The organism is Nostoc sp. ChiSLP03a (genome assembly GCF_034531215.2).
GTDB lineage: Bacteria > Cyanobacteriota > Cyanobacteriia > Cyanobacteriales > Nostocaceae > Nostoc.
The window spans coordinates 1-13,363 of record NZ_JAVRBQ020000078.1; the positions used below are offsets into that span (position 1 = coordinate 1).

The window sequence follows — 13,363 nt, forward strand, 5'->3', positions numbered from 1 at the left end:
CCTTATAAAGGGGGGAACCAGAAAAACATATCAAAGTCCCCCAATTTATCGGGGGATTTAGGGGGATCTAGATATGTGCAACTTCACATTAAATTGGTATTAGGGATTGAAACAAGCAAATGAGACGACAAGCAATGCTAGGAATTAATTGCAATTTATCTAAATCCCTATTAGGGATTAAAAAATTTTACCGCTTACCTGTTTTCCAATCTTCTCCACCGGATAACTGAGTTAAATTTTCAGCCAAAACTGCGGGTAACTCCTTAGCTGAATAAGAATAAGAATAAGTTAGCGCCAAAAACTTCAATGCAGTCTGAATAATTTGGTTCCTATCCACTATTTCAGACAGTTGGAATTGATTATATACTCCATTCATTACTTCATCGCTAGCATCAGCGATCGCATCTTCAATCACTTCCTCTTCTATTAAACTCTCCCATTCACCTAAATTAATATAGTGAGATTTTTTATTATCTTTGATATTAAGACTTCTAATTTCTCTAATTGAATTACGAATAGAAGCTGCCCATGAACCAGTTAATCGTTGTTCTACTTGGTTCTTAATCAAATGAATCAGCAGAATCCTTAAATAAGCTTGGATATTCCGCAGAATAGCTTGTTTACTCATGCCTTCTAATTCGTCTACAATCGCTAATGCATCTGCATAACGTCCTTCCAAAATACTCTTTTTGAGGTCTATTAGTTCTTGCGTCATTTTTTCTTTGCCTACCTGCTTAAGTACTATATGAAAACAACCTATACTTTATTAATAGCAGAGTCTCTTAGCTGCCATTAATAAAGTAGCATTGTTCACTTATTCGCCTGTATCACTTGCAAACTCCCACCTGCATATAAAGTAAACTTACTCACTTTAAAGCCAGTCTTAGCTAACAACTCAGCTAAATCAGTTTTCAGTAATTCCCAAGCCGTTTCCGTCTCAAACAACAACAAAAACACCGATATCCCAGGCCAAAATATCGGATTTGTCGGAGCGTGAAAATCCACCAGCGTAAACACTCCTCCCGGCTTCAGCACCCGATAAACTTCATTAATAATTTTTCGTAATTGCTGAGGCTGCATCTCGTGTAATGCAACGCTGGTATGCACCACATCAAACAAATTATCTGCAAATGGCATCTCTTCAGCAAAAGCTTCTATGTATGAAGCTTCCGGGACATTTAGCCGCGCTCGTTGCAAAGACTTGGGTGAAGCATCCAATCCTGTTACGTTTTGTGAAGCTTTTACTAAAAACTCCGTCGTTTGGCCACTACCACAACATAAATCTAAAACCTGAGTATCTGAGTGAATTGTTAAGCCTTGCAAAGCAAATTGCCGAAAACGGGCTTCACCACCTACACTTAAGGCTGCTAAACGAGAGATACCATCATAGAACCACTGATAGCGGTAACTCCAATCTCTTAAAATTGTTGCCATTGCATATTTCCTTGCTATTAAGCTTTATATTTAATAAAGATATATTGTTAACATTAGTAAAAAACCTGAAAAGATTGGGGGAAAGTAACTGCTATGGGTCGTGTAGGCGTCTTATTACTCAATCTCGGTGGCCCTGATAAGCTAGAAGATGTCGGGCCGTTTTTGTACAATCTATTTTCCGATCCGGAAATTATTCGCCTACCATTTCGCTGGTTGCAAAAGCCCCTAGCCTGGTTTATTGCCACACGGCGAACCAGAACATCTCAAGAAAATTATAAGCAAATCGGTGGTGGTTCCCCATTGCGGCGGATTACAGAAGCCCAAGGGGAAGCTCTAAAAGAACAGTTAGATTCTTTGGGGCAAGAAGTTAATATCTACGTGGGAATGCGTTATTGGCATCCCTATACAGAAGAGGCGATCGCACAAATTACCCAAGATCGGGTAGAACACCTGGTAATATTACCACTATATCCCCAGTTTTCTATCAGCACTAGTGGTTCCAGCTTCCGGCTTTTAGACAAGCTTTGGCGAGAAGATCCAAAACTTCAACCAATTGATTACACCGTTATTCCTTCTTGGTACAAACAACCGGGCTATCTTCAAGCAATGGCGCAACTCATAGCCCAAGAACTTGAGCAATTTCCCAACCCGGATGAGGTTCATATATTCTTCAGCGCTCATGGCGTTCCGAAAAGCTACGTTGAAGAAGCAGGCGACCCTTACCAGGCGGAAATTGAAGAATGTACTGCGTTGATTATGCAGACTCTCAATCGACCCAATGCCCACACCTTAGCTTACCAAAGTCGTGTCGGGCCAGTAGAATGGCTTCAACCCTATACTGAAGATGCCCTCAAAGAACTAGGCGCGCAAGGCGTGAAAGATTTGGTTGTTGTGCCAATCAGTTTTGTCTCAGAGCATATCGAGACACTACAAGAAATTGATATTGAGTATCGAGAAGTAGCCGAAGAATCAGGAATTCACAACTTCCGCCGCGTACCGGCTCCTAATACCCATCCAGTATTTATTAATGCACTAGCCGAATTAGTGATTGATGCGCTGAGAAACCCCAGTTTCAAGCTTTCGCAAGCTGCTCAAATGAAAAAAATGGTCAAGATGTACCCTCAAGAGCGTTGGGAATGGGGTCTGACAACTAGTGCTGAAGTATGGAATGGTCGGATTGCAATGCTAGGTTTTATTGCCTTAATCGTAGAGCTGATTACCGGTCACGGCTTCTTGCACATGATTGGGCTTTTGCAGTAAAGGGTACTGGGGACTGGGCATTGGGCATTGGGCAGAGGCGAAAAGCTTAGTGCAAATCTCCCCTTAGTCTTCCTACTTCCCATACTTCCTCATCTCACTTGTCTGCCATGCCCTATGCCCCATGCCCTTTTCTGCCTTTGTTATACCAGTCATACCACTGTTTAGCACTACGAACTGCAAACCAAAGCAGTATTAAAGCAATTACTCCTCCTTGCCAAGGAGCATCAAAGGCAAATAGTACTAAAGCAATGCACAAGGTATCTTGAAGGAAGACTGCCCACAACGGTAAACCACGTAACCGATAGAACCAACCAATTTGGACGAGCTGGAGTACCAAAGCTAATAAACCTCCAATTATGGCAATCAGCCAGTTTGGGGTTGCTGTTGCTGTAGCTACTCCTAACCCCATAATCGCCCCTACAAGGGGAGACATGAATAACTGAACCACTTGGAGCAATCTTTGCCCCCAAAGCTTTTTTGAGGCTAATAATTCAATTAATGACCAACTGGTGAGGCAACATAATAATATTGGGGGAGAAATGTGAGATAAGATTGGAACTTGTGACCACAAGTTGCTACCCTGCAATAAGCCAATAATTAGCAAAGGTATGCCTATTCTCATTCCTGCTGCCGCAGAGGCAGAAAGTGTGGCTAGGATTTCAATCATCAAAGCACTCGTAATACTAATAAATAAATAAGTATTTGTAATGTATACTACCCAGTGCTAGCAATAATTCGAGCATCCAACAGATTGCAATATTAAATATTGTTGGTATCTTTATACAGCAAAATTTAGGCGCAGTTTTTTTAACAGGCTCATCCTAAACATTAGACCTCTTGCAAAAGTAACTTTTGCACTCTTGCGGGAAAAAGGACTCATCTTTATTGGGGAAAGGTTTTTTTTATTCCTTTTCCTTTTCCCTTTCCCCTTTCCCCCGACAAATGCCAAGAAGTCTATTATCCACAGTTCTTCTCAAACTCTTCGTACTCCAAAGGCAGCATGATGCCGAAATGGTAACAGAGCGCCTTAACATCGCGGTAATCGTTTTCATCAAACGCGTATCCAGTATGGAACCTCACCATCCACTAAGTACACGTCACCGCAAAAAAGGGTCGGAAATAGAGGAAGATATTTTTTGTCGGGTGGTATGAGAAACCAGAATATGCAGGGACGTATCTCAAGTATCCGGATTAAAATAACTGGAGAACAACAAGACATATTAAACAGTTGGTTACGTAAGTCAACAACCCCTGTGGGTTTAGCAAAACGCGCCCGTGCAATATTAATGTTGGCATCAGGGGAAAGATTCAGTAAAACAAGCCTTTATGTAGGAATGGGAGAGCGTCACCTGAGAAAATGGGCAAGACGGTTTATAGAGCAAGGTATCGAAGGACTTTCCTGATGGCAAACGACCGGGAAGACCCCCGGTTTTTTCCCCCTCAAGTTGCATTGTACCTAGTTAAGATCGCCTGCGAGCGTCCTGATATGATGGAGCGTTCTTTATCGCAGTGGGATTGTACAGAATTAGCGCGTCAAGTAATAACCGCAACAATAGTTAATAGTATTTCCGCTTCTACTGTTCGGCGAATTTTAAATAGCAATAAACTAAAACCTTGGCGGCATCATTTGTGGTTATCACCAAAAGCCCCAAGAGATGAAGCATTTGTTAAAAGCATCAAAGAAATTAGTTGTTTATACACTCGACCGTTGAAAGAGGATGAAATGGTGTTGTGTGTTGATGAGAAAACGAATTTACAACCTCGACCACGCAAAGCCAAGACTTTACCAGCCTTGCCAGATTTACCTGTGAGGCTTGAGCATGAATATGAACGTAAAGGGGCAGTCAACTTATTTGCGGCATTTGATACCCGCACAGGTCAAGTCTGGGGACTAACTTATGAGCGTAAACGTCAAGAAGAATTTATTGATTTCCTTGAGTATCTCGACAAAGAGATTCCCTCGTACATCAAAACAATTCATCTGGTATTGGACAATTTGAGTGTACACAAAGGTAAAAAGGTACAAGCTTGGTTAATTAAACACCCACGTTTTGTATTTCATCACCCCCCTGTCCACTGTTCGTGGATGAACCAGGTTGAGCAATGGTTTAGTATTCTCCAACGTAAACGTCTAAAAATCGCGGATTTTGCTGATAAAAAGGATTTGAGCGAACGCTTGAAAGCCTTTATCAATGAATGGAATACTGTCGCGCACCCTTTTCATTGGAGTGAAAAGTCAACTTTGAAAGTTCTTGCAAAATGCCTGATCCAAGACTCCAAGAATATTACTCCAACTGACCTCGCGATTGCCGCATAATTTCCGACCCTTTTTTATGGTGACGTGTACTTAGTACTCTCTCCAATACTAAATCACCATTAAAACTTGGTCTTCAATAATTAATGGAGGACGACCTATTTTCTTGTTCTTTTGAGCATCAGCTTTAACTAAACGCGAGTTCGACAAGCCCTTTTTTGACCTCTCCCCCAACCCCTCTCCGACACGGAGAGAGGAGCCAAAACTCTAATTTCTCGTTGCTCCTCCCTTTCTCTGTGGGAGAGGGAGGTTGGGAGGGAGAGGTTCATCGAACTCACGTTAACTAACTACATCCACCATTAACTCAAAGGTTTGACGGCTTACTCCAGCCATACGCTTAAATTTTATTGAAGTAAAGTGTTTAGCTTTCTCTATTTTCACTGCTAATCAAATTTCCTAATCGCAAATTGCCAAATTTTTAATCATACGACAAAACATTTTTGCAAGAGATTCCATGAGCTGCACTCACAAGGAACAATGAAAATGTCTTTTCCTCCTGCCTCCTGCCTTATTTTCAAGGCAGTTATTGAGTATAAACAAGCGTGAAATCAAGGCTTTTAGCAATCAACATTTTCCTAACCTATGTAGCTACGGCTATATATCTTTTTTGATGATATCTGCATATTTTTGGGGTAATTTACTTATAGTAAGTGCCTAAACGCCTACTACAAGTAAATTAATCTTAAATACCTAATCGTTGGTAAACTTCTTCTAAATGCCGCAGATGTTGCTGGGGATCAAAACAAACCTCTAGTTCTGCTGGAGACAACTTTTGGGTAACACGCAAATCTTTGCTAATCAAGTCTTGAAAGTTTCCTTCTGGCTGATTCCAAGCGGCGTGAGCGCTTTCTTGAACGATCGCATAAGCCTCTTCTCGGCTGCTTCCCTTGTCTATCAAAGCCAGTAACACTTTTTGGCTGAACACAACGCCGCCGTAACAGTTGAGATTGCGTTTCATGTTCTCAGGATAGACCAACAAGTTTTTCACCAAATCGGTTATTTCTGACAACATAAAATGCGTCAAAGTACAAGCATCTGGCAAAATTACCCGTTCTACTGAACTGTGGGAAATGTCTCGCTCATGCCATAAAGCAACGTTTTCTAAAGCTGCACCGGCATGACTTCTGACGAGTCGTGCCATTCCTGTCAGTCGTTCCGAACGGATGGGGTTACGCTTGTGCGGCATGGCTGAGGAACCTTTTTGACCTTTGGCGAAGAATTCTTCAACTTCCAAAACGTCTGTTTTTTGTAGGTTGCGAATTTCTACAGCAAAGCGTTCAATGGTTGCGGCTACCAAAGCTAATTGTTGCACGTAGTCAGCGTGGCGATCGCGGGAAATAACTTGGGTTGAGGCTGTATCGGGTTCGAGTCCGAGTTTTTCACAAGCGATCGCTTCTACACGCGGTTCAATATTCGCGTATGTTCCGACTGCACCAGAAATTTTACCCACCGCGATCGTTTTGCGGAGTATTCTCAGGCGTTCTTGGTGTCGCAACACTTCTGCTAACCAACCAGCTAGTTTAAAACCAAAAGTAATAGGTTCTGCGTGAATACCGTGCGATCGGCCAGCCATCACTGTATGACGATGTTCCCGTGCTTTTTGGCGAATTACACCAATCAAATCTTCCAGACGTTGCAATAATATATCCAGACTGGCAACTAATTGCAGTGCTAAAGCTGTATCCAAAACATCCGAACTAGTTAAACCCAGGTGAATGTAGCGTCCGGCATCACCAACATATTCATTGACATTTGTCAAAAAAGCAATGACATCGTGGCGGACTACAGCCTCAATTTCCAACACCCGCTTTGGATCAAAATCTGCCTTGGCCTTAATTTCCTCAACGGCCTCAGATGGAATGTAACCAAGTTCAGCTTGAGCCTCACAAACAGCAATTTCGACTTGCAGCCAAGTTTTTAGTTTATAGGCTTCACTCCACAGATTAGCCATTTCGGGCAAAGTATAACGCTCAATCACAGTTCGGCACAGAATACAACCGTCATATTTTACAGTTTAATTAATGTAGATCGCTTTTTAACGTTACTTTTTGCTCAGAGACGGAAGCAGTTTTTGAATCCGACATGATAATACTAATCCTGCCATCAGCTTCCATATACGCGAACTTCACATCAGCTAAAAATTCCACACCTTGCTGACGTAACTTGCTCATCAACTCATCATCTGTAATTAACTCTCGTTGCAGATGGCGTTCAATCATCCGACCGTTTTTTACCAATAGCAGCGGTGGCGGATTCAGGAAACGTTGGAACTGGGGAATTTTGTAACCCAACCAGTTCAGCAAGTAACTCCAAAAAATCACTGTTCCTACCAGAATAGCGCCTTCAGTAATCGATGTGTAATTACTTGCCATAGCATTCTGAGCAGCTTCCGCAAATAGTACAACTACAAGTAAATCAGTAATTCCTAGTGTTCCTAATTGTCGGCTAGGAAGTAGGCGTAGTACTGAGAACAGCGCTAAATAGACTAGCGATCCACGGATAATCAACTCAAAGATGCCGATGCTAGGAATAAAAATTGCTTGCCAATTGATAAAAAACCATTTTTCCATTAGCACTGATTTTCTTCCTTGTTCAATGGGCTTCTGGAAAAAATCCAGTATAAAAAAAGTCAGAATTCAGAATTACTGAATACTTTACTCATATCCTATGGCAAGAATAACTAATTACTTGGATGGGATATTAAATACTTCAATATCTATCAGATTTATCAATATAAATCTCCAGTAATTAAAGATTAAAAACGCTGATTTTTTCTTCTCTTTTTTAAGCGTTTAGGCTTCCTAAAATACTGAAAAAAGCGATTAATAAAGCGAGAAGATGGCTTTTTTTGACTCGATGCTTGTTCTGTTGGCGCCTTGCCATTATAGTTTGTGTTATCAGATATATGTACAGCATTTTTAGTTGGAACTATGCCGCTGCCATGCCTTCGGGAATAAACTTGAGTAAATTCTGCACCGAAGAAAAGAATTTGTGCGGCATAGTTAACCCAAGCTAAAATCACCACCAGTGAACCAGCAGCACCATAGGTCGATCCAAAACTGCCATTACCTAAATATTGTCCTAATAAAAATCTCCCAATAGAGAACAAAACTGAGGTAAGAGCAGCTCCAATTAAAACATCACTCCATGCAATTTTGACATCTGGTAGAACTTTAAAAATTAGTCCAAACAGTACTGTAGTTATTGCAAAAGAGATGACTAAATTAGCAATCTGCCAGATGAAATCGAAACCTGGCAATAAGTTACTAAAATATGTTACTAAGGTTGCTAATATCGTACTAATTACTAGAGAAACTAAAAGTAAAAAGCCAATTCCAATCACCATTGCAAAGGACAAAACGCGGAGGCGAATCATGTTATTTATGCCACGTCCAGGTTTGGGTTTAACTTCCCAAATCGTGTTCATGGCATCTTGCAACTCAGTAAATAAACCTGTAGCGCCCACTAGTAGAACTAGGACACTAATAATCGAAGCGATCGCTCCTGTTTTTGGTTGGTTAGCATTTTGGATGGCTGTTTCGAGAAACTTGGCGCCATCTACCCCGACTAAACCTTGAATTTGTCCGACAATTTGACCTCTTGCCGCTTCCTCTCCAAATACTGCACCTGCGATCGCAATTACAATAATTAGCAACGGTGCAATGGAAAAAATCGTGTAATAAGCTAACGCCGCCGCTAACCGCGAGGCTTTATCGTCACTCCATTCTTTGAATGTCTCTTGTAGTAACTTCCAAATTTCTTGCAAATTCATCCAATCAGTCTCCTTGTAAGGGATGTTGCTTAGTCCCTGCTATATTGGATACTGATTTGCTGAGTCGCGGCATCCCCCCAAGGGTGTTTGTGAAGCGTCCTTGGGGAGGAATTTAGAATTATGACAATGCGATGTCTAAGGACGGGCGTAGCTGCGGCGCTAATTGGCGATAATAAAGATGCGCTGATGTTGATATAGCAAAGTAATTTTTACCTAGAAGCAATGACACAGACCGCAGCAATTACAGAAGCGATTACCACTCTAGAGGATGCAGAAAATCAATTTGGTTTTGTCCGTGTTGAAAACGAGCAATTTTTCCCAGAGTGGTATGAGGGATTGTCTGAAATTACAGAAGTGGAAAAAGCTTCTGTGGATGTTGTGCGGCGCAGATATCTTTATCACCGTGCCGGAGGTGATTTACTAGAAGGGACAGTCATATTGTTGTTGGTGTCACCAATACTTGCACTCTCTGGATTTTACGATCCTCCTTTCAGAATTAAGGCTGAATCATCCGTGGAACTAATTCTGGATGATGACGAGGAAATACTGCGCGGACGAATTGATGTTTTAGTGTTGCAAGATCGGTTATGGGTGATGGTGTTGGAGTCGAAAAAAACCACACTCTCAGTTTGGTCGGCTGTACCGCAAGCTTTAGCTTATATGATGGCTAACCCCAATCCCAGTAAACCTGTGTTTGGGATGGTAACGAATGGAGACGATATTTTATTTGTCAAAGTGACGCAAACAAATACACCGCAGTACGATTTGTCAAGAGTTTTTGCTCCCTTTGCATCCGCCAAAGAACTGTACGCCGTTTTGCAAATTCTCAAGCGTATTGGTCAGTTAATTTCTCCTACGTCTTAGCGTTCCCTTTTCCCTTTTATTGCATTCTATCTATCGTACGATACTGAATCGCTTCCGCTACATGATTGGTTTGTAGCTCATCTTCTCCTGCTAAATCTGCAATAGTTCGTGCTACTTTGAGAATGCGATCGCTTGCTCTTGCCGATAAACCTAACTTTCTAATTGCTGCTTCTAATAAATTGCGGCTAGCATCATCTAACTTGCACCATTTCTGAAGATGACTACTTTGCAAATGGGCATTGCAACGCAGATTTGCTTCTTTTTGGAAACGGGTAATTGCGCGATCGCTTGCTTGTTGTACTCGTTCGCGTACTGATATTGATGTTTCTCCCGTCGGTTGTTGGGTAATTTCTTCTGGTTTCAAGCGATTCACTGCAACTTGTAAATCAATTCGATCCATCAACGGCCCGGAAAGTTTTGCCCAATACTGCTCGCGTTGGCGAGGAGAACAAGTACATTGTTGGATGGTATCGCCATAGTAACCGCAAGGACAGGGATTAGTACTGGCAACTAAAGTAAACTGCGCGGGAAACATTACCGATAGTTTGGTGCGGGAAATTGTGACGTAGCCATCTTCTAGAGGTTGGCGCAAAAATTCTAAAACATCTCGTTTAAATTCTGTCAGCTCATCCAAGAAAAGCACGCCTCTGTGAGATAATGAGATTTCTCCAGGACGAGGGAAGCTACCGCCACCGACCAGAGAAGGCCCGGATGCCGAATGGTGAGGACTGCGAAAAGGGCGATCGCGTACCAGTGTACCACGATTTTTCAATAAACCAGCTACCGAATGAATGCGAGTCACTTCCAAAGATTCGGCAAAGCTCAATGGTGGTAAAATTCCCGGTAAGCGCCTTGCTAACATCGTCTTCCCACTACCAGGCGGCCCGACAAAAATTAAATTATGCCCGCCAGCCGCAGCAATTTCTAAAGCACGACGCCCATGAGCTTGTCCTTTTACATCATGTAAATCTGCACCAGGATAGGATACTGTTGTTGTCTGTGTTGTACTATCTATCTGCACAGGTTTGTAACGCCCTGGATTATTTAAAAAATCCACCACCTCAGACAAATGCTTGCAGCCGTAAACAGCCAAATCTTCAACCACTGCTGCTTCTTGGGCATTATCAACAGGGAGAACTAAACCTGCAATTCCCATCTTTTGCGCTGCTGCTGCGATCGGTAATACACCAGCCACAGGACGTAAACTGCCATCCAAAGAGACTTCGCCCAAAAATAGATAATCCCCCAACAAATCAGCGCTAACTTGCTCAGAAGCCGCCAAAATTCCTACACTAATAGGCAAATCGAAACAGGGGCCTTCTTTGCGCAAATCTGCCGGAGTTAAATTAATTACTATCTTTCGCATCGGAAAGGCAAAGCCAGTATTTTTCAAAGTTGCTTTGACTCTTTCTCTGGATTCTTGAATCGCTGAATCTGGAAGTCCCAAGACAACAATTCCCGGTAATCCCCCTGACACATCGACTTCTACGCCTACTTTGACGGCATCGATGCCCACAATTGATGCACTCCAGACTCTAGCAAGCATTGCTTATATAACAGTAAACCTTTAGGATCTTTAGCAGATGAGTTGGGAGATTGACATTAGTGAAACCACATAGACGATTTTTCTCAATTACAGCAATTTTCATCCACATTTGATTGTGGTGGTGCGATCGCACTGGCGAGGAATTGTCAGTTTCTTACCTTCTTTGGGAAACTAGCGCTCTCCTAAGAATTGGTGTTTAGACTAGATGCTGAAACTTTAGCTTGTTATTACCGCCAGTGTTGGGGTATTTTCAGATTTTCCGGTAGGGTGGTTGTGCGATCGCCAATTGCTTGTTCAATCTGCTGTGATTCTACATTTTCCGAGCCGCTCAAGTTGGCTCCACAGAGGTTAGCTTCTTGAAAATTAGCTTCTTGGAGGTTAGCTGTACTAAGTAATGCACTTTCTAGATTAGCGCCAGCCAGTTTTGCCCTTTGCAAGTTACTGCCAATCAAGTTTGTATCTTGGAGATTGCTACCCTCAAAGTTAACTTCTTCTAAGTTGGCATCACAAAGGATTGCTCCTTCTAAGTTGGCATCACAAAGAACTGCTCCTTTCAAGTTGGCATCACAAAGAACTGTCCCTTCCAAGTTGGCATCGTAAAGGATGGCTTGGGAAAGGTTTGCTTTTCTAAGAACTGCGCCTTGGAGATTGGCTTCTGGGAGGATTGCTTTTTGCAGGTTGGCTTCATAAAAGATTGAGCCACAAAGACAAGTCACTGATAAGTCTGCTTCAGAAAGGTTTACTTTGGTAAAATTGACCCATTGCAAGTTAGCTCCGACAAAAATTGCTCTAGAGAGATTCGCTTCTGTTAAGTCTGCATTGCTAAGGTCTGTATTGCGTAAATCAAGTTTCTGATTGATTGGATCTTTAGATGAATTGCGTCTGCCAATAACAGTTAAGGCTGTTTGAATATCTGTAGGAAGTTTTGATGATTGCAGTGACTCATTCTCGTATTCCCTATTCACCGGGGCATTCTCGCGGATAAAAGCAGCGAGGATTTCCATGATTGTCCAATGATCTTTCGGGGAATCTTTGGCAATTCGTTCTAAAGCATAAATTGCAGCAAATCGCGTTTCAATCTTTTCATTTCCCAGTTGTTCAATCGCTTTAGAAAAGCGTTCGGAAAAAATTTCTTGGGGAGTTAGTTGTGTCTGATTGATACAATTTACGATATTGTTATCCCAAGCTATTGTTCCAGCTAGTAGTTGCGTTAACAAGCTGTGATTCTCATCTATAGAGAGTTTAGAGGTATAGTAAGCATTAAGAATTAATGCCAATCCCCCAATAATTATGGCAATTGTTGTTAAAGCTTGAGTGATGTATTCAATTTTTTCTTGATTTGAAAATCCTTGAATATTTTCAAAAAATAATATAATTAGAGTGAATGATAAAATAAATATAACTGAGACAAATGCCAACAAGGTCGTGAGTCCATTGGTTCTTATGAAAGACATGTCATAAGTCTTCATATCCGACTCCTTACGGAAATAAATTTAGGTTGATTCTAAGAGTATCCGTAAAGTTATGATAGAGTACAAACACGGATAAAATTGGCGAACTATTAAATCTAATAGATAAAAATTATCTATATACCAATCCTGAATCATTGACGCTCGACAAGATTATCGACTTTCTAGAGAAGTCAGGGATCTGATGATTCATGAATGATTAGACATCTGATGAAATTAAATATGCTGTATCCAGAAACCGCGTAGAGACTTAGTAATGCTACATCTCTACACTCTTTTTCACTCAGATTGATTTGATAAAATTTTCAGGTATTTAGTCCACGATCCAGACGGAGAATGAAAAGTAGTGTAGTTCAATTACTTGAAAAGTACTGTCAATAGGATGAGATAAATTTTTGACAAGAGAATAAACTTTTTATATCAACACGCTGTTGGGGCACAATATTTTTCGGGATTACCAAGAGTATTCCAGGGAATTAAAAAAACCATATTACTTGTGAAGAATAGTTTCAAATCTGTAACCTTAAACCAGTTCAATTACTCAGATTACTTGCAAACCCTAACCTAATACCAATTCTATGTGAGGCTGCATAGAACTGTAGAATAAAGGGCGGGAAAGAATCAAAACTAGAAGTAAACAATGGCACGTCCTTTCAATCTAGAAATATCGGAGAGTGCTGAGTATTTGTCCAAAAGTCTTAGCA

Annotated in this window: 12 protein-coding genes and 1 pseudogene; 4 read left to right on the top strand and 9 right to left on the bottom strand. The window is 41.4% G+C overall.

Annotated features, from left to right (window positions below; genetic code table 11):
- Positions 1-187 precede the first annotated feature (187 nt).
- Both RMY32_RS13345 and RMY32_RS13350 read right to left on the bottom strand, forming a co-directional pair.
- The gene (locus RMY32_RS13345; protein ID WP_322713072.1) at positions 188-715 is read right to left on the bottom strand and encodes a DUF29 family protein; all 528 of its coding nucleotides are present in this window, start codon (positions 713-715) and stop codon (positions 188-190) included.
- 95 nt (positions 716-810) lie between these two features.
- Positions 811-1,434, bottom strand: a complete 624-nt coding sequence (locus tag RMY32_RS13350; protein ID WP_322713073.1) for a class I SAM-dependent methyltransferase — start codon at positions 1,432-1,434, stop codon at positions 811-813.
- Positions 1,435-1,527: 93 nt separating this feature from the next.
- On the opposite strand from RMY32_RS13350, the gene hemH reads away from it, so the two are divergent.
- Positions 1,528-2,694 (top strand): ferrochelatase, encoded by a 1,167-nt coding sequence (hemH, locus tag RMY32_RS13355; protein ID WP_322692588.1) that lies wholly within the window; start codon positions 1,528-1,530, stop codon positions 2,692-2,694.
- 112 nt (positions 2,695-2,806) lie between these two features.
- On the opposite strand, the gene RMY32_RS13360 is transcribed toward hemH, so the two are convergent.
- Complete coding sequence (locus RMY32_RS13360) at positions 2,807-3,361, bottom strand: DUF4126 domain-containing protein (protein WP_322687993.1); 555 nt, start codon at positions 3,359-3,361, stop codon at positions 2,807-2,809.
- A gap of 481 nt (positions 3,362-3,842) precedes the next feature.
- On the opposite strand from RMY32_RS13360, the gene RMY32_RS13365 reads away from it, so the two are divergent.
- Complete coding sequence (locus RMY32_RS13365) at positions 3,843-4,097, top strand: helix-turn-helix domain-containing protein (protein WP_322713075.1); 255 nt, start codon at positions 3,843-3,845, stop codon at positions 4,095-4,097.
- A complete protein-coding gene (locus RMY32_RS13370; RefSeq protein WP_322713076.1) occupies positions 4,097-5,011 on the top strand; it encodes an IS630 family transposase in 915 nt (304 codons plus the stop codon). The genes RMY32_RS13365 and RMY32_RS13370 overlap by 1 nt, the downstream gene beginning before the upstream one ends.
- 282 nt (positions 5,012-5,293) lie before the next feature.
- Here RMY32_RS13370 and RMY32_RS13375 read toward each other — a convergent pair.
- The 4 genes and pseudogenes from RMY32_RS13375 to RMY32_RS13390 form a co-directional block, all read right to left on the bottom strand.
- A pseudogene (locus tag RMY32_RS13375) lies at positions 5,294-5,389 on the bottom strand (IS5/IS1182 family transposase); the annotation flags it as partial.
- Between the two features lie 301 nt (positions 5,390-5,690).
- Positions 5,691-6,986: an adenylosuccinate lyase gene (gene purB, locus RMY32_RS13380; RefSeq protein ID WP_322713078.1), complete on the bottom strand. Its 1,296-nt coding sequence runs from the start codon at positions 6,984-6,986 to the stop codon at positions 5,691-5,693.
- Positions 6,987-7,026: 40 nt separating this feature from the next.
- A complete protein-coding gene (locus tag RMY32_RS13385; protein ID WP_322713086.1) occupies positions 7,027-7,578 on the bottom strand; it encodes a DUF421 domain-containing protein in 552 nt (183 codons plus the stop codon).
- A 185-nt stretch (positions 7,579-7,763) separates the two neighbouring features.
- Positions 7,764-8,780 carry a YihY/virulence factor BrkB family protein gene (locus RMY32_RS13390; protein WP_322713079.1) on the bottom strand — a complete coding sequence of 339 codons (1,017 nt, stop codon included), beginning with the start codon at positions 8,778-8,780 and terminating at the stop codon, positions 7,764-7,766.
- A 222-nt stretch (positions 8,781-9,002) separates the two neighbouring features.
- Between RMY32_RS13390 and RMY32_RS13395 the strand changes: the two genes are divergently transcribed.
- A complete protein-coding gene (locus RMY32_RS13395) occupies positions 9,003-9,644 on the top strand; it encodes a type I restriction endonuclease (RefSeq protein WP_322713080.1) in 642 nt (213 codons plus the stop codon).
- Positions 9,645-9,660: 16 nt separating this feature from the next.
- Here RMY32_RS13395 and RMY32_RS13400 read toward each other — a convergent pair whose 3' ends face one another.
- Positions 9,661-11,190, bottom strand: a complete 1,530-nt coding sequence (locus tag RMY32_RS13400) for a YifB family Mg chelatase-like AAA ATPase (protein ID WP_322713082.1) — start codon at positions 11,188-11,190, stop codon at positions 9,661-9,663.
- A 227-nt stretch (positions 11,191-11,417) separates the two neighbouring features.
- Positions 11,418-12,644, bottom strand: coding sequence for a pentapeptide repeat-containing protein (locus tag RMY32_RS13405; RefSeq protein WP_322713084.1), 1,227 nt, complete (start codon positions 12,642-12,644; stop codon positions 11,418-11,420).
- Positions 12,645-13,363 lie beyond the last annotated feature (719 nt).

Excerpts from the sequence above, each read along its gene's own strand:
- RMY32_RS13395 (WP_322713080.1), top strand. The coding sequence starts at position 9,003 with ATGACACAGACCGCAGCAATTACAGAAGCGATTACCACTCTAGAGGAT.
- RMY32_RS13400 (WP_322713082.1), bottom strand. The coding sequence starts at position 11,190 with ATGCTTGCTAGAGTCTGGAGTGCATCAATTGTGGGCATCGATGCCGTC.
- RMY32_RS13405 (WP_322713084.1), bottom strand. The coding sequence starts at position 12,644 with ATGTCTTTCATAAGAACCAATGGACTCACGACCTTGTTGGCATTTGTC.
- RMY32_RS13365 (WP_322713075.1), top strand. The coding sequence starts at position 3,843 with ATGAGAAACCAGAATATGCAGGGACGTATCTCAAGTATCCGGATTAAA.
- RMY32_RS13350 (WP_322713073.1), bottom strand. The coding sequence starts at position 1,434 with ATGGCAACAATTTTAAGAGATTGGAGTTACCGCTATCAGTGGTTCTAT.
- RMY32_RS13360 (WP_322687993.1), bottom strand. The coding sequence starts at position 3,361 with ATGATTGAAATCCTAGCCACACTTTCTGCCTCTGCGGCAGCAGGAATG.
- RMY32_RS13390 (WP_322713079.1), bottom strand. The coding sequence starts at position 8,780 with ATGAATTTGCAAGAAATTTGGAAGTTACTACAAGAGACATTCAAAGAA.
- RMY32_RS13370 (WP_322713076.1), top strand. The coding sequence starts at position 4,097 with ATGGCAAACGACCGGGAAGACCCCCGGTTTTTTCCCCCTCAAGTTGCA.
- RMY32_RS13385 (WP_322713086.1), bottom strand. The coding sequence starts at position 7,578 with ATGGAAAAATGGTTTTTTATCAATTGGCAAGCAATTTTTATTCCTAGC.
- RMY32_RS13345 (WP_322713072.1), bottom strand. The coding sequence starts at position 715 with ATGACGCAAGAACTAATAGACCTCAAAAAGAGTATTTTGGAAGGACGT.
- hemH (WP_322692588.1), top strand. The coding sequence starts at position 1,528 with ATGGGTCGTGTAGGCGTCTTATTACTCAATCTCGGTGGCCCTGATAAG.